Source organism: Haloferax sp. Atlit-12N (assembly GCF_003383095.1).
Taxonomy (GTDB): Archaea; Halobacteriota; Halobacteria; order Halobacteriales; family Haloferacaceae; genus Haloferax.
The window spans coordinates 1,111,698-1,128,571 of sequence record NZ_PSYW01000001.1 but is presented as its reverse complement, the minus strand read 5'-3'; the positions used below and the strand labels follow the sequence as shown (position 1 = coordinate 1,128,571).

Below are 16,874 nucleotides of genomic sequence, written 5' to 3'. Positions count from 1 at the left end.
CATGTCGGAAAGCGACGCACCCGAGCCTGAGTCCCCCGCGAGTAGTGAAGAAGCGAAAGAGAACGCGCTTCTGTTCGGCGTCTGGGACGTCTCCGAGATGGAGTACACCGACCCCAGCATGAGCCGGTACATCAAGGCGACCCCCATCGCCCACACGATGGGTCGTCACGCCTCGAAGCAGTTCCAGAAGTCCGAAATCAGCATCGTCGAGCGGCTCATCAACCGCCTGATGCAGACCGAGGACAACACGGGACACAAGCAGAAGACGAGCAAAATCGTCAAGGAAGCGTTCGAAATCGTCAACGAGCGCACCGAGGAGAACCCCGTGCAGGTGCTCATCCGTGCGGTCGAGAACGCCGGCCCCCGCGAGGAGACCGTCCGCCTCAAGTACGGCGGTATCTCGGTCCCGCAGGCCGTCGACGTCGCCCCGCAGCGCCGCGTCGACGAGGCGCTGAAGTTCATCGCACAGGGCACGCTCAGCGGCTCCTACAAGACCACGACCACCGCCGCCGAGGCCCTCGCACAGCAGCTCGTCGGCGCGGCCGACTACGACGTTCAGACGTACGCTATCTCCCAGAAAGAGGAGAAAGAGCGCGTCGCCGAAGCGGCCCGGTAATCTCTCCACTCTCTTTCGTTTTTCATCGCGGCGAGTGGCGATGCCGCACGCCGGGCTCGCGGCCCGTTCGCCCGCGCGCTCCCGGCCGGCGCGCGGCGCTCAGTCGGCGGCCATCCCCGGGTTGACGACGTAATGTTTCACCACGTCGACGAGCGTCCGGCGGTACTCGCTTTTCGAGGGGTCGTCGGCGAGCGTCCGGAACTGTTCTTTGAACGTGTCGAGCGACACCGACGGCGCGTCGTCGCCCGCGGCGTGCGCGAGGTCGTACAGCCGGTGGTCTGACTCGACGAGGTCGTGTCGCTCCACGAGTGCGAGGGCGAATGCGGCGTTCACGGCCGTGATTTCCGGGTCCGAGCCGGCGGTGACGAGTCGGGAGCCCGGCCGTCCCGACGCCTGCGGCCGGTCGGCGAGCGCCGCCGCCAGTTGCGATTCGAGGAACTGGACGAGCTTGTCCGCGGGCGCGACAGACAGCGTCAGGTCGTCGGCATAGATATCCTTGCAGTGGTTAGCGATTTGATAGCAGTGCGCGAGCTTCCGGCGCTCGACGGTTCGACCCGCGAGCGCGAGAAAGACCGCCTCGCGGGTGGACTGGTAGTGCGAGACGTGGCCCTCCTCGTTTCGGGCCATGTGCGATAGCTCGTGGAGCGCGAGTTCGCGGGCCATCGCGCTGGTGGCGGCCTGTCGGGAGATGTTGAGGACGTGGTGATCCTGATAGTGACCGGCCCACGTGCGGGAATCGGGGTCGTCGCGCACGTGCACGAACACGGGGTACGAAAGCTCGAACTCGGTTTCGAACAGGTCGGCGGCGCTCAAGAACGGGTCTGCCGGTGCGCCCCCGACGACTCGGAGGTCCATTCATCTTGAGGAATGTTATCAACCAACATGACTCTTGCGCCGAGGGCGGCGACGAGATTCGCGTCCGGCGGACAGTCTCGCCTATCGTGACAAAAATGCTCATACCCCGGCGGTAGGACGGCTGAAAATGGGGAATCCGCTCGGCAAAAACACTACTCTTTTGACCCTCCTGCCGGTAGACCCCTGTATAATGGGCCGACGAAAGAAGATCGTCCAGGAATGTGAGAAACTGATGGACAAGCCGGAGCAGATCCGGAACATCGCCATCGCCGCTCACGTCGACCACGGTAAGACGACCCTCTCCGACAACCTCCTCGCAGGTGCAGGCATGATCTCTGACGAGACTGCCGGCCAGCAGCTCGCGATGGACACGAAGGAAGACGAACAGGAACGCGGCATCACCATCGACGCCGCAAACGTCTCGATGACCCACGAATGGGAAGGCGAGAACCACCTCATCAACCTCATCGACACGCCGGGCCACGTCGACTTCGGTGGCGACGTGACGCGCGCGATGCGCGCCGTCGACGGTGCGCTCGTCGTCGTCGACGCCGTCGAGGGTGCCATGCCGCAGACCGAGACGGTCCTGCGTCAGGCGCTCCGCGAGGGCGTCAAGCCGGCGCTTTTCATCAACAAGGTTGACCGCCTCATCAACGAGCTGCAGGAAGGTCCCGAGGAGATGCAGAAGCGCCTCGTCGACGTCATTTCCGACGTCAACGAGCTCATCCGCGGGATGACCGAGGAGAAGGACTACGACTGGACGGTCTCCGTCGAAGACGGGACCGTCGCCTTCGGGTCCGCCCTCTACAAGTGGGGTGTCTCCATGCCGTCGATGGAGGAGACCGGTATCTCCTTCGGCGACATCATGGAACTCGAGCGCGGTGGCGACCGCCAGGAACTCCACGAGCGCACGCCGCTTTCGGACGTCGTCCTCGACATGGTCGCGGAGCACTTCCCCGACCCCCTCGACGCCCAGCCCCGTCGTATCCCGACGGTCTGGCGCGGTGACTCCGAGTCCGACCTCGCGCGCCAGATGCGCGAAGTCGACGACGAAGGCGAAGTCGTCTTCATGGCGACCGACATCTCGATGGACCCCCACGCGGGCGAAATCGCGACGGGTCGCCTCTTCTCCGGCACCATCCGCAAGGGTCAGGAGCTCTACGTCTCCGGGACCGCGGGCAAGAACCGCGTCCAGTCCGTCGGTGTCTTCATGGGCGGCGAGCGCGAGGAACTCGACCGCGGTGTCCCCGCAGGGAACATCGCGGCCGTCACGGGTCTCCGTGACGCCATCGCCGGTTCTACCGTCTCCTCCGTCGAGATGACGCCGTTCGAGTCCATCGAACACATCTCCGAGCCTGTCATCACGAAGTCCGTCGAGGCAGAGCGCATGGACGACCTGCCGAAGCTCATCCAGACGCTCCAGCAGGTCGCGAAGGAAGACCCGACCATCCGCATCGAGATTAACGAGGACACGGGCGAGCACCTCATCTCCGGTCAGGGCGAGCTCCACCTCGAAGTCATCACCCAGCGTATCCGCGACAACCAGGGCATCCCGGTCCGCACCGGTGAGCCGATTGTCGTCTACCGCGAGCAGGTCCAGGGCAAGTCCCACGAGGTCGAGGGCGTCTCCCCGAACCGCCACAACAAGTTCTACATCACGGCGGAACCCCTCTCGCAGGACATCGTCGACTCCATCAAGCTCGGCGAAATCTCGATGGACATGCCCGAACTGGAGCGCCGCGAGGCCCTCCAGGAAGCCGGCATGGACAAGGACACGTCCCAGAACGTCGAACACATCCACGGGACGAACATCCTCATCGACGACACGAAGGGTATCCAGCACCTCAACGAGACGATGGAACTCGTCATCGAGGGTCTCGAAGAGGCGCTCGACGACGGTCCGCTCGCCGCGGAGCCCGTTCAGGGAACGCTCCTGCGCCTCCACGACGCGCGCCTCCACGAGGACACCATCCACCGCGGTCCCGCCCAGGTCATCCCTGCGACGCGTGACGCGGTCCACCGCTCGCTCATCGCGGGTCAGGTGAAGCTCCTCGAACCCATCCAGAACGTCCGCATCGACGTCGCCTCCGAATACATGGGCTCGGCCTCCGGCGAGATTCAGGGTCGCCGCGGCCGCGTCGACGACATGTACCAGGAAGGTGACCTCATGGTCATCGAGGGCATCGCGCCCGTCGAAGAGATGATCGGCTTCTCGTCGGACATCCGTTCGGCCACGGAAGGTCGCGCCTCCTGGAACACGGAGAACGCCGGCTTCCGCGTGCTCTCGGACAACCTCCAGCGCGAGAAGATCATGGAGATCCGCGAGCGCAAGGGCATGAAGCTCGAGCTCTCGCAGGCTATCGACTACATCTAAGCGCGAGCCTTCGCGCCTTCTTTCGTTTTTTCACCCGGGCAGCGATGGCCCCGGTCCGTCGGCCCGTCGCCGTGCCGCGTCCGACGGCCTTCCCGCGTCGTCCTCCGGTGACCGAGACGGTATCCGAGCGCTCTGTCGCGGTCGACCCCCCGTGACACATGCCAGCACGCTCTCGACGTCGGCAAACCGTGTCGGCTGCGAAGGCTTATACCACGTGGCCGAATCACGGATACGTATGCGTAAGGGTACGTCTCTCGACTCCTGGCGCGACGACGCGAAACCACGACCGAACCGCGCGTCGCGGACAACAGCGTCGGGACGGCCCACGGGGGTGGGGCGATGAGCGCACAGGACCTCGACGGCGGGAGCGACGCCGAGACCGACGGGAGCGGCGAGATGCCGAAACCGCACACGATTCGGCTCGAGCTCGTCGACGAGCCCGGACAGCTTTTGGCCGCGCTCAAACCCATCTCCGACAACGGCGGCAATCTGCTTTCCATCTTCCACGAGCGCGGGAGCCTGACTCCCCGGGGGCACATCCCCGTGGAGGTCGACCTCGAATGCCCGCCCGACCGCTTCGAGCGAATCGTCGAGGCGCTCCGCGAGGCCGGCGTCAACGTCATTCGCGCCGGCGCGGAGCACTTCGGCGAGGAGGTAATGGTCATCCTCGTCGGCGACATCGTCGATTCCGATCTCTCGGACACGCTCCACCGCATCGAGTCCTCGGCGGACGCGACCCTACAGGACCTGTCGCTGTCCGCCCGCGAGGGGACCGACGAGGCGTCGAGCGCCCGACTCCGACTCGCGGTCCGCTCCGGCCGCGTCGACGAGACGCTGTCGGTCGTTCGCGACCTCGCCGCCGAGAAGGGACTGCACGTCGTCGAGCCGCTCGCGGAGGGGTCCCAATGAGCCTCAGACTCGCCGTGCTCGGCGCGGGCGCGGTTGGCGGTTCGGTCCTCGACCTCGCGGGCGACTACGGCCACGATGTCGTCGCGTTCGCTGACTCGTCTTCCTCCGCGGTCGACCCCGCCGGGCTCGACCCGAGCGCGGTCCACGACCGCAAGGAACGCGAGGGCGTGGTCGGCGAGGCGGACCCCGAAGCGGTGTTCGACGCCGATTACGACGTGCTTGTGGAGGCGACGCCGACGACGCTCGGCGACGCCGAACCCGGCTTCTCGCACGTCGAGCGCGCGCTGGGTGACGACCGTCACGTCGTGCTCGCGAACAAGGGCCCGGTCGCGGAACGGTACGCCGACCTGCGCGCGCTCGAAGCCGAGAGCGAGGGGACTGTCCAGTTCGAGGCCGCTGTCGGCGGCGCGATTCCCATCCTCTCGACCATCTCTGACCTCGGCGCGCCGCACGTGACGGCCGCACGCGGCGTGCTGAACGGGACGGCGAACTTCATCCTCTCCCGGATGGCCGCCGAGGGCCTCGACTACGAGCATGTCCTCGCGGAGGCACAGGACCTCGGCGTCGCCGAGGCCGACCCCACCTTCGACGTGGACGGCATCGACGCCGCGCTGAAGTTCGTCATCCTCGCGAACGTCCTCTCCGACGGCGAGAGCGAGTACGCGCTCGACGACGCCGACGTCGAGGGCATCCGTAACGTCCCGGGAACGGCGCTCGACCTCGCCGCCGAGGACGGTCGGACGGTCCGCCTCATCGGCGAGGCGACCGCCAACGGGGTTCGCGTCGCCCCGCGGCTGATTCCGCAGGGCTCCGCGCTGTCGGTCACGGGCACGCAGAACATCGTCCAGTTGGAGACCAAACACGCGGGCCAACTGAATATCAGCGGCCGCGGGGCTGGCGGTCCGGAGACGGCGACCGCCGTCCTGTCCGACGTTTCACGCCTCGAATAGCGGCACAGGCGGCCCGTACCCTCTGTTTCTTTCGACTGTCGGTATCCACCGGACACTCCATTTCCGCGACCGTGGTATGGTTCCGCAAATCGCAGTACGGCGGTTAGACGGCCCGTAGCGCGTATCGAAATCGTTTTAGGGGTTTCAGCAAAAACATTCCCCACAGAGCGCCTTAGCGCGTGAACACACCAATGAGCGACAAACCCCACCAGAATCTGGCCATCATCGGCCACGTCGACCACGGTAAGAGTACGCTCGTCGGCCGACTCCTGTTCGAGACCGGCTCCGTCCCGGAGCACGTCATCGAGCAGCACCGAGAGGAAGCCGAGGAGAAGGGCAAGGGCGGATTCGAATTCGCCTACGTCATGGACAACCTCGCCGAAGAGCGCGAGCGCGGTGTCACCATCGACATCGCCCACCAGGAGTTCGACACGGACGAGTTCTACTTCACCATCGTCGACTGTCCTGGCCACCGCGACTTCGTCAAGAACATGATCACCGGTGCCTCGCAGGCTGACAACGCGGTCCTCGTCGTCGCCGCCGACGACGGTGTCGCGCCTCAGACCCGCGAGCACGTCTTCCTCGCCCGCACCCTGGGCATCGGCGAACTCATCATCGCGGTCAACAAGATGGACGTCGTCGACTACAGCGAAGACAAGTACAAGGACGTCAAGGAGCAGGTCAACAAGCTCCTCAAGCAGGTCCGCTTCAACTCCGACGACGCGACCTACGTCCCGATTTCGGCCTTCGAGGGCGACAACATCGCCGAGCGCTCCGACAACACGTCGTGGTACGACGGCGACATCCTCCTCGAAGCACTCAACAACCTGCCGGCACCGCAGCCGCCGACGGACGCGCCGCTGCGCCTGCCCATCCAGGACGTCTACACCATCTCCGGCATCGGTACGGTCCCGGTTGGCCGTATCGAGACGGGTACCCTCAACCCCGGCGACAACGTGAGCTTCCAGCCCTCTGACGTCGGCGGCGAGGTCAAGACCGTCGAGATGCACCACGAGGAAGTCGACCAGGCCGGTCCTGGCGACAACGTTGGTTTCAACGTTCGTGGCGTCGGCAAGGACGACATCCGCCGCGGCGACGTCTGTGGCCCGGCTGACGACCCGCCGAAGGTCGCCGAGACCTTCAAGGCGCAGGTCGTCGTCATGCAGCACCCCTCGGTCATCACCGCTGGCTACACGCCGGTCTTCCACGCCCACACGGCGCAGGTCGCGTGTACCATCGAGTCGATCGACCAGAAGCTCGACCCCGCGTCGGGCGAGGTTGCTGAGGAGAACCCGGACTTCATCAAGTCCGGCGACGCCGCCATCGTGACCGTCCGTCCGCAGAAGCCGCTCAGCATCGAGCCGTCCTCCGAGATTCCGGAGCTCGGCAGCTTCGCTGTCCGTGACATGGGTCAGACCATCGCGGCCGGCAAAGTGCTCGAAGTCAACGAGCGATAACGATGCAACAGGCACGCGTTCGGCTCGCCGGCACGAGTCCGGAAGACCTCGACGATATCTGCGACGACGTCCGCGAGATCGCGAACAAGACGGGCGTCAACCTCAGCGGGCCGATCCCGCTGCCCACGAAGACGCTCGAAGTCCCCGCCCGCAAATCGCCTGACGGCGAGGGGACGGCGACGTGGGAGCACTGGGAGATGCGCGTCCACAAGCGTCTCATCGACCTCGACGCTGACGAACGCGCTCTGCGCCAGCTGATGCGCGTTCAGGTTCCGAACGACGTCAGCATCGAGATCGTCCTCGAAGACTAACGACGGCGCTGTCCGGACTCCCGGACCGCCCGTTCGTGACGGCCCGCCCGTCACACTCGCGGTTGTCGAGGCGCGCGTCCGGAGGACTCTGCCTCCGAGCTGACTTTCAGCGCTAAGGCGCGTGTCATCTCACTTCCGTTCGACGCGCGAGCAGACGCCCGCAGAATCGCCCGACGGAACGGGATGCTATCGCATGCCCGACCGCGGACAAAACATAGGGTATAAGTGTATCCCACGACTCCGTGGGAATGAGGGCTCGTAGATCAGTGGCAGATCGCTTCCTTCGCAAGGAAGAGGCCCGGGGTTCAAATCCCCGCGAGTCCATCCACGTTTTCACAACGTTTCTAAGGCCCGCAAGACGCTTCTCTTGCGGTCTCACGCTGTAACGTTCACCGACCAGCGGCTGAACAAAACACCGGTTTCATCGAGAGTTCCTACTTACTCTCCAACCACCCCGCTCACGTCGGGCGATTTTCGGGAGGGAATTACGGCATGAATTACCGCCCGAAGTGTCACGACTGCGACGCGGAGATGCCAGACCCGATCGAGTCCGAACAGACGGCTCGGAACCTCGCCGCGTTCCACGCAGATCGGTCCGGCCACCGCGCCTACGTCGAGGAGGTCGATGAGCCATGAGCGGTGAGAAGGTCCACGCCAAGTGCCTCCGCTGTGGCTGGCACGTCCGCGCGGGCGACTGGCTCGCCGCGGACCTCGTCTCGGACGCGCACGAGGATGAGACGGGTCACGAGACGACGACCGTCGCTGACGGGGAACTGGAGTTCTCGAAGGCATCCGAGGTCGGAGGATCGGCATGAGCGCGGACGAACCCTCGGGGTCGCAGGGTGCAGGACCGGATCTTAGTCACCTCGAAGTCGTCGCGTTCCGGAAGTTGCTCAACACGCTCGCCGTCCCGGACGACGAAGAGCGGATGAACACGGACCTCGGTCCCATCGACGCGGCTAACCGGATCGTCGACCGCCTCGACCGCCTCGAAAACGAACTCGAACAAGAGCGGGAAGCTCGGAAGCGCGCGGAACAGCTTGCCGAGGACGCGCTGGCGATGGCCGAACAGATCGACGATGGTCGACGCCCGGACGGTGGTCCGTCGAAGAAAGAGGTCGCGATGCGCATCTCTCGTGACGAGGTTATCGTCCAGACTGCGAAGGGGAAGAACGCGGGTCCACGAAACGCGGGCGGGAAGCGCGCGGATCAGATCGGGTCGGTGTCGAACTCTGAGGTTCAGGCGATGGCTCGGCCGCAGCACGACCTCCGCTGGCAGTCCGTCGACGACGCTTGGACCGACCTCGTCTCGTCCTTTGAGGCGTTCCACGTCGACGAGTCGGGCGAGGAGAAACGCCTCACGGTGAATCCCGAACTACTCACCGGATCGTTGGTTCGGACGGTCGAACGCTCTGTGGGTCGGAGTGACCTCGCCAAGCGACTTGTTGGTGACTCCGAGACTGCCGGGGGTCGATAGCCGATGAAACACGCCTCGGACCGGCCACCACCAACTCAATAATTAAGAATACAGCAGTACAGCCTCTCGTAAGCAACTATTCATTAGTCGTAGGTACGTCGGTCGGAGCGTCGTCGGAGCGTCGACGGTGCGGGTTTTCTGGGGGCTTGGTGGCTTCGAGGCCGCCAACAAGTCTCTTGGTGAATCTTTCTTAGAGCTCGCTCTCTAATGCGTCAATTACGTCTTGTCGGTTATCTTCGAGACTACCAAATAGCTCCCCTACCGCCTCAGTCGAGACATTGCCACCCGTCTCAGCCAACGTTTTTGCAGAAAGGAGACCACTATAGAATTGAGCGACTGCTTTCGCTTCTTTCTTAGTGAGGTTCCCAATTTTGTCTGTATTTGTCTCATAAACCCTTGAAACGGGTATGTCGGTAGTTTTGTCAAAATGGACTAACTGAGACATAGCATCACTATCGAGATCCGGGAGTGCATTGATCTCCGATATTAGAGCAATTCTAAGGCTCTGTATTGCGTTTCTTTGCTCATGTCGTTTAATCGCAAATTGTGTTATAGAGCCGATGAATGCACCGAATAGCGTTGCAGCAGCGACAAAGAGGGTTGATTGCTGTGTAGTTAATGATCCGAGCATCTGACTGTACACCTAAAATGTATCTACGTTGTCTTATAGTTCGTTTATTACCTCGGTTTTGTCTCTTTAGCTACTGCGAACACCCGATGATATCCCGCGAGCGTCAGGACCAACCACAGCGGCAGGTCAACTGTCTGCGTCAGCGCCTCAATCATCGTCGATAACCTCGCCGCCGTCAGGGATGTAGACGTTCTCCAGTCGACCGATCCGCGAGCGGACGCCGCGGATATCCTCGTGCAGCGACGCTTTCACCTCGCGGACGTACAGGCCGAGGACGACCAGGAGCAACGCGACGACTGGGTCAGTCGTCTGCAAGAGCAAGTCGGTGAGTTCACTCACCGTCACCACCGACCGCGAGGATCAACTCGAGGAGCGGCGCGACCAGGTACAGAACGACGAGCGCCGCGAGGAAGGCGAGCAAGAGCTTCGTCTTCATCTCCGCGGTGCCGTGTTCTTCTCCATCGCGTTCGACAACCACGTCGACGGCGCTCCCTTCCGAACCCCACAGGCCGGGACCGAGGAGGTCGACGGTATCCTCCTGTCCGTTCAGCGTACCGTCGTAGTCCGTCACCGTGTCGTAGAGCGACCGCGCGAAGTCTCCGCGGAGATACCTGTTGTTGTAGGTGTCCGTCTCGGAGTCGTTCGTCTCGCCAGTACGCCCCACGTCGGCGAATCCGCCGCCGGGTTCATCGTCGAACTGCCGACCGATGGATTCGTCGACGGAGCCGGCCAGGTGATCGAGGCCGCCAGCGACGGAACCGAGGATGCTCACCGCGACTCACCACCACCGATAGCGGCCGCGAGTGCCGCGAGGAGTCCGATGATGAGGGCCGTAACCCCAAGGGTTCCGAGGTTGAAACCACCCTGCGCACCGGACTGAACCTCGCCCATCCCGGCGAGGTCCTCACGGAAGTCGCGGATGGCTTCCTCGACGTTTCCGAGTTCGTCGACGGCGGACCCTGATCCGCTTCCACCGACGAGATCCGAAACGTTCTCTCGAATCTCGTCAAGGGTCCGGCTCGTCCGGTCGGTGTCGACCGAGGCGGAACCGTCCGGGTTGATCGTCACTTCGTCGCCGTCGCTGTTTTCGTTCGGGTCAGGACTGACGATGTCGTTGGTCGGCGTCCCCGCGCCCGGCATCCCCGACTCGGAGTTGTTGGTATCCTCGTCGTCGACGATGTCCGAGTAGGTTTGCCGGTCGTCGTCATCGTCGTCATCATCACCGCCACCACCGCCGAGTTGGTTGGCGAGGCGTTCGCCCGCGGTGAGGTCCTCACGCGGGTCGTACGTCTCCCCGGCGCTCGGCGAGTCGTCTGGTGCGACGTACACCATCGGTTACGCACCCCCGCTCGTCTTTTCCGCCAGCAACTGACGGTAGCGTTCTGTGACGGCGCGGGCGACTTCCTTCCCGAGTTCCAGCGGTGCGTTCGCGGTGACCTCCGACTTGGAGGTGACTCCGGTTCCGTCCGTCTCCGATAGTGCTTGCTTTGCCAGTTCCGTGTCGTTGGGCGTCCATTCGATGACTGCGCCCGAGTCGTGCGTTCTCGTGTACATTAGAGTACTGTGTGGCCGGACAGCGTCACGGAGCTCACCGCGTCGTTGGCCGCGAGCGTGTCGCTGTCCGTGAGATATATCTCGACGAGCGTTGCGTCTGCCTCGTTGCTCCCCGTGTTGCTTCGCTTGATGACCGGTGCTCCATTCAGGTCCAGCGTCGCAGTCGCCGAACTCGACTCATCGAAGCCGAGCATGGTGAGTCGCCAGACCTCGCCGCTCGGTGGACTGATGCTCTCACTCGCGGCGAGCGAGACGTTCACCGGGTCGCCGATCTGACCGCCGGTCGCAGAGGGTGCGATGCCGGTCATTCGCCAGCCCACCCTCCAGCGAGCGTCGATGCGGTCGCGTCCGGGTCACGGAACGTCACGGTGTCGATCTCCCACTTGTCGAACGAGCCAACGTTCCCAGCGAGAGGGATAGTGAACGTGTCACCCCCGGTGGTTGTGACCTCCATGTCGATGTTTCCGGTCTTCGTCAGGACGAGTTCTTGAATCGTCTCGGCTGGATTCAGCGTGTAGGGGTACGCGGAGCCGTCGAAGTCGAAGCCGTCGCCGTGGGCGTAGTTGTCCGTCTCGACGGTCCCCTGCGTGCTGGTGGCGAGGGTGCCACCGGAGCCGCGGACCTCTTGGCTGAACTGGTCAACACCCATCAGAACAGCCTCCGTAGCCGGCCGAGAAAGGAGTCGACCGGGCGGGCCACACCTCCGGCTCTGTCGACGACCATGTCGACGGCGTAGTCGTAGGTGTTCGACCCATCGATGTTGCGGACCTCGACCCCGAGGAGTTCGCCCTCGTGAACCGCTTCGCTGGTCGGGAAGATCCAGTAGTCGTCATCGCCGTCGACGTACTCCTTCCCGCGAAGTTCGACCAGCGGGATACGCTCTCTGTATCCCGGTTCACCCCGCTCGACGAACGGGACGATCTGGAGATCGAGGCGCGGCCCCTGGTAGATCCGAACGGCGACTTCTTCGACTGTCGCGTCTTTCTGCAGGGCGTACGTCTCGGTCTCCACGTCGTCAGGACCGACGTTTCCGGCGAAGCGGAGGCTACTCTTGCGCTCTGAGTTGGTAGACATGAAAGAGGGACCTCCGGGTTAGTTGAGCTTCCCGTGGTAGATACGGGCGCTCGACGCGCTCGGGTCGATCTCGGCACCGTCGGACTCCTCGTCCGCGACGATGCGAAGCTGAATCCGCTGGTCCTCCCGCGCGATGGGCGCGAGCGCCGGCATGATGGGTCGCTCAGTACGCGGGTCCGCCGCGGCGTCGGCGAGGGTTTCGAGGTCACCGATGTTGTAGCGGTGGAGCACGTCGCGGCCCTCCGAGTCGGTGATAACCGCGATGAGGTCGCCCTTGATCGCGTCGCCAGCCGTGGCGCTTCCGTTACCGCTGGCCTTCAGCTGGGCGTAGATGTGCGAGGCGTTCCCTGCCTGCTTGTTCCGGTAGCCGAAGCCCCAGAACAGGTACTTGTCGGCGGGACACGACTCCTCGTAGACGACGATCTCGTTGCCCGCGCGGAGCGTCGTCTGCTTGAGCATCGCGCCCTTGACCGGCTTCGAGTTACCAGCTTCCGCGAGTTCGGTGTTGTAGGTGAGCGGCGTCGACATGCTTACTCACCTGCCACCGGGATGCCGGTCCCCTGGTCGACGCCAGTCGTTTCCTTCAGCTTGTTGTACGCCCACGTCGCCGCGCCCATGATGGCGAGGAAGATCATCACGCCGATAGTGGCGAGACCGAGGTTCTGTGCCGATTCTCCGGGTTCGTCCGTGTCAACTTCCGTGTCGAGGAACGGAACTCCAACCTTTGGCATTGCATTCGGGTCGATGGCCGGGTGTTCAAAAGCCGAAAGTGGAGTGTACAGCACTCAACGCTCAATAATTGAGTGTCGAGACTCGTTGATGTTTCATATAGTCACGTCGATAAGAACGACTCATGCCTGTGCTTGGCTATCCGACACTCGTTTTGGGCGCTCTCGTTGCCCATCTCCGGGCTTCTGAGAGTTCCCGCCCGTTCGTCAAGAACGCCTTTCTCCTCGGCGTCGCGGGCGAGTGTGGCGTACTCAGCGGTATCGTACACTTGTCTGGTTCGGCGGGCGCGAGCATCGCCTCGGCGCTCAATTTCGTCGCGGGGGCAGTCGCATGAGCGGCGGAACCTACGAACCCCAATCGGCGACTGACCAGCAATGTGAGCACTGTGGGCTGTATTTCCGCGCTCAGGGAATCCACAATCACGAGACCTCATGCTACCTCCGAGACCACGACACGATGATTCAACCGCTCGATGACCCGGTTTCAGTCCGAGAGACTGAGTCCGGCACACAGGACGAATCGCCGGACACGGAAGTGCCGGACACTCAACCCGAGGTCGAGGCGGTGACTGACGGCGGGAACCCGGCACTCGATGCCCCTGACCCAGTCGAGGGCATCGCCACCGACGGCGGAGAGCCGGAGGACCCCGAGTGCCCCGACTGCGGAAGCGACCGGTACGGCATCGTCGACGAACACCGCCGGGCGCTCCCCACGTGGGCGCACGAGTACGACTACATCTGCGCCGACTGCAAGGAGGTCTACAATGGCTGAGGGGCCGCCGTCGCCCGGTGAATCCCTCACGCCGGAGGAAGGCGTCGCACCGTCTCACGCCGCGGCAGAGGGCGCTCCTGCAGAGGAAGCGATGGGGTCGGCATCGACCGCGCGGGAGATGCTGTTCGCCACCGAACCGCACCAGTCGCTCGACGGGATGGAATCGCCGTGGGACCCGGACCGCGGCGGTCCGAAGCGACTCGTCCGCGGGTTCCAGAAGATGATCGACGTTGACGGCGTTCCGGCTATCGTCGACGTGACGGTCGGAACGCTGGAGACGCTGGTCGTCATGCGCAAGAACATCGAGAAGGCGCAGCAGGCCGGTGAGGACGATGCGGGTCACAACGAGGACGATGGCATCGACCCGGACCTCGCGTCGCTGGTGAGTACGGAGGGCCGGTAATGGACCGGTATCACGTCACGGTCGTTGGTGACTCCGGCTCCGGGAAGACGACCTTCCTCCGGGAGATGCACGACACGTTCCCCGGTCTCTCTATCTGGATCGACGATACGGACGCCGGTGGCATCTCCGGGCGCGACCTCGACGACGCCACGACTGTCTACTCCGCAGCTGAAGCTCGTCGGGCGACTGCCTCGCGCATCCGGTGGGTGTGCGACGACGCGATGGAGGTGATAGAGCATGTACGCGCCATCGCCCACGACTACCACGAGCGCACCGGCTACCCCGTCCAAGTCGTCGTCGACGAGGCCCATCGGCATCTACCCGATTCCGAGAGCGAATCCAGCGCGAAGGTCAACACGTTGGCCGCGATGCTCCACGAGGACCGAGACAAGGGCGTCAAGGTCGTTATCGCCTCGCAGGACCCACAGGACTTCTACTACCCGCCGGTCAAGCAATGCAAATACCTCGTGTGGGTCGGCCCGCCGTCGACGTTCCACCGGGGTTTCATCCGTTACTACAACCTGAAGGATCTCGACGGCGAGGGACTTCCCTCGGAGCGGTGGGAGTACGTCGTGATCCGTCCGACTGAGCCGCCGCAAGCCGTCTATCACGGTGAGACGCGAGAGGTGTACGGATGAAGATCGTTCGTATGCGCGACCTCTCGCGGCACCAGAAAGAGCGACTGCAGAGCGGTGAGACCGCGACGCTCGCCGAGGAGTTGGTCGCCGATGTCTACGGCCTCGACCACCGACCGGACGACGCGTCCTGGTACGATTGCGTCCATCCCAACAGCGGCGCGAAGACCGAGGTCAAGTCAACTTCCGTGCGGATCGGTGAGAAGTATCCCGCGCATGGCCGCTTTCGACTTCGACACGACCAGACTCGGTCGCTACTCGCGGCGGACGCTCGGGGAGTCGCGTGGTATGCGTTCGTCCTCTACGACTTCGACAAGGGGGAGATTCGGATTCGTCGGGCGAAGCCGTCGACGGTGAGTAAATGGGTGCGTGAGGCTGGTGGGTGGAACGAAGCGGGTCACGAGGAGTTCGAGGAGCAACAGAAACTCCCGATGAACACAGTTGCATGACGGCAATCAGGAGACTCTACTGCGACCGCTGTGGCGACGAAATAAGCGGTCCGGATGGATACAACTACGTTGAGATCACCGCGGCACCAGGTGCAGTAGGTGCCGCTGACGGTGGCCACGCCTGTCCCGCTTGCGCGGCAATCGTTCGGTCGTGGTTCTCTAACTGATTTTCCTGTCGATTGATTTATTGGTGCTTACCGAGCGGATTTCCGTAGGTGTAACCACTTGACGGATTACCACCGTTCCCTTGCGTCGATGCGGCTCACCTTCGAGGGCCGGCCCGCTCAGGTTGACGACGGAATTAAGCAGTTCATGGTCGACCTCTGTAAACTCGAATCAGACCTGATCGAATTAGAGAATCGAGTTGGTAACCTGTCCATCGGTTTGACCGGACTGGAAGCGTCACGGACGCTTGGGGGCCTTGAAGCAACCCACGCCGACTTCCTTGACGAGATTTATACTGCCCGTGAGGCAGTGCTCACGTCTCATCTATCCAGATTTGAGAGGTACGAGCAGGGGGATCATCCTCGCGACACCCAGTACGCAGTACCAGACTACCAAGCAGATTTCCTTCAGATGATTCATCACCTTCAGGACCTCGCTGACCGTGTAGGTGGCCGAATTGATGCCAAGCGAAATACTGCAAACTCTCGAATTGTGTTGACTGTGTCTGCGACTGCAGCAGTAATCTCTGTGTTCAGCCTACTCAGTCAGCTTGTCTCTCTCGGTTCTCAATTGTCGCTTTAGTCCTCTGGAGATGAGTGAAATTCAACTCTATCTGGTAAGCCGTTGACAAGGGCGAAATAAAGAAAGAAGTGGTCATGAGGTATTCGAGGCCATTTCGTGCTTTGGAATAGAATTTCCTATAGTACTATTTTTCAATGTTATTGAGGTTGAGGAACTCCGATAGACATTAGTCAGTTCAATTGCTACTTACACATGGTTCCGGAGATCACCAGAAAAGAACCATCCATGACCAAACAGGCTGAAGTGGCCTAGAAACCACTATCAAACAACTGTACTACCAGTCTGGGTTATTGGTCATATATATTCCACTTTCAAAAAATTATCAAGATAAGCTGCAGCTCTATTCGCTAGAGTCTGCAGTATACAACTGTACTACAGTCCATAGACCGAGAGACACAATTCCGAAGAAAAGTGCCCACCTCGGGAAACCGTAGATAACCATCGCACCTGCAACTAGAACGCCGGTGGATGGCGGTGAGATATCAGTAAACATATATATTCCACTTTTGCTACCGATTCTTGGTAGCATTTAATCATTATTCTGTAAGTAGAAAAGTATACTTGAAGCATCTTATTGAAACCCTCAATAAACACGGAAGATTGATATAGTATTATTCTTGTTTTTCTTCAGATCGAGACGAGAGTACACGATACGGCCGTAAATCGCGATTCACACTTTCACCTGAGTCATCTGAATTAAGATTGAAAATGCCTTCTGCGTGTTCTACCGCAACGTACAGCGACAGTATAATGACAATAATAAATAAATCTACTATAAGATCTATCCAGAGCGACGGATCAGTATCTTTCACTACAATACCTGCAACCCCACCAGCAAGTATTGCTTTTATACCTTCTTTTAGCGTCTCTTCCTTACTTGACATCGTTCATTTTAGCGCCACTTCACGATCTGGCTAGCTTAAGGTTCGCTC

The 16,874-nt window shown here is 62.0% G+C and carries 26 protein-coding genes and 1 tRNA gene; 14 read left to right on the top strand and 13 right to left on the bottom strand.

Features of this window, described 5'->3' with window-relative positions; all coding sequences use genetic code 11:
* Window position 1 precedes the first annotated feature (1 nt).
* Complete coding sequence (locus tag C5B90_RS05940; protein ID WP_008091508.1) at window positions 2-616, top strand: 30S ribosomal protein S7; 615 nt, start codon at window positions 2-4, stop codon at window positions 614-616.
* 99 nt (window positions 617-715) lie between these two features.
* On the opposite strand, the gene C5B90_RS05935 is transcribed toward C5B90_RS05940, so the two are convergent.
* Window positions 716-1,471 (bottom strand): DUF5781 family protein, encoded by a 756-nt coding sequence (locus C5B90_RS05935; protein WP_115879844.1) that lies wholly within the window; start codon window positions 1,469-1,471, stop codon window positions 716-718.
* Window positions 1,472-1,661: 190 nt separating this feature from the next.
* Here C5B90_RS05935 and C5B90_RS05930 point away from each other — a divergent pair, with 190 nt between their 5' ends.
* The 8 genes from C5B90_RS05930 to C5B90_RS05895 all read left to right on the top strand — a co-directional run bounded on the left by C5B90_RS05930 (window position 1,662) and on the right by C5B90_RS05895 (window position 8,949).
* Entirely contained in the window at window positions 1,662-3,845 is a 2,184-nt protein-coding gene (locus C5B90_RS05930; RefSeq protein ID WP_004969064.1) for an elongation factor EF-2, read from the top strand.
* Between the two features lie 339 nt (window positions 3,846-4,184).
* Entirely contained in the window at window positions 4,185-4,754 is a 570-nt protein-coding gene (locus tag C5B90_RS05925) for an amino acid-binding protein (RefSeq protein ID WP_004973566.1), read from the top strand.
* Window positions 4,751-5,704 carry a homoserine dehydrogenase gene (locus tag C5B90_RS05920; protein WP_115879843.1) on the top strand — a complete coding sequence of 318 codons (954 nt, stop codon included), beginning with the start codon at window positions 4,751-4,753 and terminating at the stop codon, window positions 5,702-5,704. The genes C5B90_RS05925 and C5B90_RS05920 overlap by 4 nt, the downstream gene beginning before the upstream one ends.
* 191 nt (window positions 5,705-5,895) lie before the next feature.
* Window positions 5,896-7,161, top strand: a complete 1,266-nt coding sequence (gene tuf / locus C5B90_RS05915) for a translation elongation factor EF-1 subunit alpha (RefSeq protein WP_004044564.1) — start codon at window positions 5,896-5,898, stop codon at window positions 7,159-7,161.
* Window positions 7,162-7,163: 2 nt separating this feature from the next.
* Window positions 7,164-7,472, top strand: coding sequence for a 30S ribosomal protein S10 (rpsJ, locus tag C5B90_RS05910; RefSeq protein WP_004044563.1), 309 nt, complete (start codon window positions 7,164-7,166; stop codon window positions 7,470-7,472).
* Window positions 7,473-7,724: 252 nt separating this feature from the next.
* Window positions 7,725-7,796 (top strand) — tRNA-Ala (locus C5B90_RS05905).
* Window positions 7,797-8,104: 308 nt separating this feature from the next.
* Window positions 8,105-8,287, top strand: a complete 183-nt coding sequence (locus C5B90_RS05900) for a hypothetical protein (RefSeq protein WP_115804450.1) — start codon at window positions 8,105-8,107, stop codon at window positions 8,285-8,287.
* Entirely contained in the window at window positions 8,284-8,949 is a 666-nt protein-coding gene (locus C5B90_RS05895) for a hypothetical protein (protein ID WP_115879841.1), read from the top strand. The genes C5B90_RS05900 and C5B90_RS05895 overlap by 4 nt, the downstream gene beginning before the upstream one ends.
* Window positions 8,950-9,139: 190 nt before the next feature.
* Here C5B90_RS05895 and C5B90_RS20265 read toward each other — a convergent pair whose 3' ends face one another.
* The 11 genes from C5B90_RS20265 to C5B90_RS20505 all read right to left on the bottom strand — a co-directional run bounded on the left by C5B90_RS20265 (window position 9,140) and on the right by C5B90_RS20505 (window position 13,205).
* Window positions 9,140-9,592 (bottom strand): hypothetical protein, encoded by a 453-nt coding sequence (locus tag C5B90_RS20265; RefSeq protein ID WP_148708198.1) that lies wholly within the window; start codon window positions 9,590-9,592, stop codon window positions 9,140-9,142.
* Between the two features lie 135 nt (window positions 9,593-9,727).
* The gene (locus C5B90_RS05890; RefSeq protein ID WP_115880597.1) at window positions 9,728-9,919 is read right to left on the bottom strand and encodes a hypothetical protein; all 192 of its coding nucleotides are present in this window, start codon (window positions 9,917-9,919) and stop codon (window positions 9,728-9,730) included.
* Window positions 9,912-10,352: a hypothetical protein gene (locus C5B90_RS05885; RefSeq protein ID WP_115879839.1), complete on the bottom strand. Its 441-nt coding sequence runs from the start codon at window positions 10,350-10,352 to the stop codon at window positions 9,912-9,914. Before C5B90_RS05885 ends, C5B90_RS05890 begins: the two co-directional genes overlap by 8 nt.
* Window positions 10,349-10,912: a hypothetical protein gene (locus tag C5B90_RS05880; protein WP_115879837.1), complete on the bottom strand. Its 564-nt coding sequence runs from the start codon at window positions 10,910-10,912 to the stop codon at window positions 10,349-10,351. Before C5B90_RS05880 ends, C5B90_RS05885 begins: the two co-directional genes overlap by 4 nt.
* A gap of 3 nt (window positions 10,913-10,915) precedes the next feature.
* Window positions 10,916-11,134, bottom strand: a complete 219-nt coding sequence (locus C5B90_RS05875) for a hypothetical protein (RefSeq protein WP_115879835.1) — start codon at window positions 11,132-11,134, stop codon at window positions 10,916-10,918.
* Entirely contained in the window at window positions 11,134-11,442 is a 309-nt protein-coding gene (locus C5B90_RS05870) for a hypothetical protein (RefSeq protein WP_115879833.1), read from the bottom strand. The genes C5B90_RS05875 and C5B90_RS05870 overlap by 1 nt, the downstream gene beginning before the upstream one ends.
* A complete protein-coding gene (locus tag C5B90_RS05865; protein WP_115879831.1) occupies window positions 11,439-11,783 on the bottom strand; it encodes a hypothetical protein in 345 nt (114 codons plus the stop codon). The genes C5B90_RS05870 and C5B90_RS05865 overlap by 4 nt, the downstream gene beginning before the upstream one ends.
* Window positions 11,783-12,208, bottom strand: coding sequence for a hypothetical protein (locus C5B90_RS05860; protein WP_115879829.1), 426 nt, complete (start codon window positions 12,206-12,208; stop codon window positions 11,783-11,785). The genes C5B90_RS05865 and C5B90_RS05860 overlap by 1 nt, the downstream gene beginning before the upstream one ends.
* An 18-nt stretch (window positions 12,209-12,226) precedes the next feature.
* Window positions 12,227-12,736, bottom strand: a complete 510-nt coding sequence (locus C5B90_RS05855) for a hypothetical protein (protein WP_115879827.1) — start codon at window positions 12,734-12,736, stop codon at window positions 12,227-12,229.
* 2 nt (window positions 12,737-12,738) lie between these two features.
* Window positions 12,739-12,939, bottom strand: coding sequence for a hypothetical protein (locus tag C5B90_RS05850; protein WP_050458542.1), 201 nt, complete (start codon window positions 12,937-12,939; stop codon window positions 12,739-12,741).
* 101 nt (window positions 12,940-13,040) lie between these two features.
* Window positions 13,041-13,205 (bottom strand): hypothetical protein, encoded by a 165-nt coding sequence (locus C5B90_RS20505; RefSeq protein WP_158547212.1) that lies wholly within the window; start codon window positions 13,203-13,205, stop codon window positions 13,041-13,043.
* 62 nt (window positions 13,206-13,267) lie between these two features.
* On the opposite strand from C5B90_RS20505, the gene C5B90_RS05840 reads away from it, so the two are divergent.
* From C5B90_RS05840 to C5B90_RS05820, 5 genes are all read left to right on the top strand, one after another.
* Window positions 13,268-13,708, top strand: coding sequence for a hypothetical protein (locus C5B90_RS05840; protein ID WP_233511903.1), 441 nt, complete (start codon window positions 13,268-13,270; stop codon window positions 13,706-13,708).
* On the top strand, window positions 13,701-14,111 hold the full coding sequence (locus tag C5B90_RS05835; RefSeq protein ID WP_115879823.1) for a hypothetical protein: 411 nt from the start codon (window positions 13,701-13,703) through the stop codon (window positions 14,109-14,111). Before C5B90_RS05840 ends, C5B90_RS05835 begins: the two co-directional genes overlap by 8 nt.
* On the top strand, window positions 14,111-14,749 hold the full coding sequence (locus tag C5B90_RS05830; RefSeq protein WP_115879821.1) for an ATP-binding protein: 639 nt from the start codon (window positions 14,111-14,113) through the stop codon (window positions 14,747-14,749). Before C5B90_RS05835 ends, C5B90_RS05830 begins: the two co-directional genes overlap by 1 nt.
* Window positions 14,746-15,195 carry a hypothetical protein gene (locus C5B90_RS05825; protein ID WP_115879819.1) on the top strand — a complete coding sequence of 150 codons (450 nt, stop codon included), beginning with the start codon at window positions 14,746-14,748 and terminating at the stop codon, window positions 15,193-15,195. The genes C5B90_RS05830 and C5B90_RS05825 overlap by 4 nt, the downstream gene beginning before the upstream one ends.
* Before the next feature lie 255 nt (window positions 15,196-15,450).
* Complete coding sequence (locus C5B90_RS05820) at window positions 15,451-15,942, top strand: hypothetical protein (RefSeq protein ID WP_115879817.1); 492 nt, start codon at window positions 15,451-15,453, stop codon at window positions 15,940-15,942.
* Between the two features lie 611 nt (window positions 15,943-16,553).
* Here C5B90_RS05820 and C5B90_RS20260 read toward each other — a convergent pair.
* Entirely contained in the window at window positions 16,554-16,826 is a 273-nt protein-coding gene (locus C5B90_RS20260; protein ID WP_148708197.1) for a hypothetical protein, read from the bottom strand.
* Window positions 16,827-16,874: the final 48 nt, after the last annotated feature.

Excerpts from the sequence above, each read along its gene's own strand:
- C5B90_RS05820 (WP_115879817.1), top strand. The coding sequence starts at position 15,451 with ATGCGGCTCACCTTCGAGGGCCGGCCCGCTCAGGTTGACGACGGAATT.
- C5B90_RS05940 (WP_008091508.1), top strand. The coding sequence starts at position 2 with ATGTCGGAAAGCGACGCACCCGAGCCTGAGTCCCCCGCGAGTAGTGAA.
- C5B90_RS05930 (WP_004969064.1), top strand. The coding sequence starts at position 1,662 with ATGGGCCGACGAAAGAAGATCGTCCAGGAATGTGAGAAACTGATGGAC.
- tuf (WP_004044564.1), top strand. The coding sequence starts at position 5,896 with ATGAGCGACAAACCCCACCAGAATCTGGCCATCATCGGCCACGTCGAC.
- C5B90_RS05840 (WP_233511903.1), top strand. The coding sequence starts at position 13,268 with ATGAGCGGCGGAACCTACGAACCCCAATCGGCGACTGACCAGCAATGT.
- C5B90_RS05880 (WP_115879837.1), bottom strand. The coding sequence starts at position 10,912 with ATGGTGTACGTCGCACCAGACGACTCGCCGAGCGCCGGGGAGACGTAC.
- C5B90_RS05865 (WP_115879831.1), bottom strand. The coding sequence starts at position 11,783 with ATGGGTGTTGACCAGTTCAGCCAAGAGGTCCGCGGCTCCGGTGGCACC.
- C5B90_RS05875 (WP_115879835.1), bottom strand. The coding sequence starts at position 11,134 with ATGTACACGAGAACGCACGACTCGGGCGCAGTCATCGAATGGACGCCC.
- C5B90_RS05900 (WP_115804450.1), top strand. The coding sequence starts at position 8,105 with ATGAGCGGTGAGAAGGTCCACGCCAAGTGCCTCCGCTGTGGCTGGCAC.
- C5B90_RS05860 (WP_115879829.1), bottom strand. The coding sequence starts at position 12,208 with ATGTCTACCAACTCAGAGCGCAAGAGTAGCCTCCGCTTCGCCGGAAAC.
- C5B90_RS05835 (WP_115879823.1), top strand. The coding sequence starts at position 13,701 with ATGGCTGAGGGGCCGCCGTCGCCCGGTGAATCCCTCACGCCGGAGGAA.
- C5B90_RS05925 (WP_004973566.1), top strand. The coding sequence starts at position 4,185 with ATGAGCGCACAGGACCTCGACGGCGGGAGCGACGCCGAGACCGACGGG.
- C5B90_RS05870 (WP_115879833.1), bottom strand. The coding sequence starts at position 11,442 with ATGACCGGCATCGCACCCTCTGCGACCGGCGGTCAGATCGGCGACCCG.
- C5B90_RS05830 (WP_115879821.1), top strand. The coding sequence starts at position 14,111 with ATGGACCGGTATCACGTCACGGTCGTTGGTGACTCCGGCTCCGGGAAG.
- C5B90_RS05825 (WP_115879819.1), top strand. The coding sequence starts at position 14,746 with ATGAAGATCGTTCGTATGCGCGACCTCTCGCGGCACCAGAAAGAGCGA.
- C5B90_RS05895 (WP_115879841.1), top strand. The coding sequence starts at position 8,284 with ATGAGCGCGGACGAACCCTCGGGGTCGCAGGGTGCAGGACCGGATCTT.
- C5B90_RS05935 (WP_115879844.1), bottom strand. The coding sequence starts at position 1,471 with ATGGACCTCCGAGTCGTCGGGGGCGCACCGGCAGACCCGTTCTTGAGC.
- C5B90_RS05850 (WP_050458542.1), bottom strand. The coding sequence starts at position 12,939 with ATGCCAAAGGTTGGAGTTCCGTTCCTCGACACGGAAGTTGACACGGAC.
- rpsJ (WP_004044563.1), top strand. The coding sequence starts at position 7,164 with ATGCAACAGGCACGCGTTCGGCTCGCCGGCACGAGTCCGGAAGACCTC.
- C5B90_RS20260 (WP_148708197.1), bottom strand. The coding sequence starts at position 16,826 with ATGTCAAGTAAGGAAGAGACGCTAAAAGAAGGTATAAAAGCAATACTT.
- C5B90_RS05855 (WP_115879827.1), bottom strand. The coding sequence starts at position 12,736 with ATGTCGACGCCGCTCACCTACAACACCGAACTCGCGGAAGCTGGTAAC.
- C5B90_RS05920 (WP_115879843.1), top strand. The coding sequence starts at position 4,751 with ATGAGCCTCAGACTCGCCGTGCTCGGCGCGGGCGCGGTTGGCGGTTCG.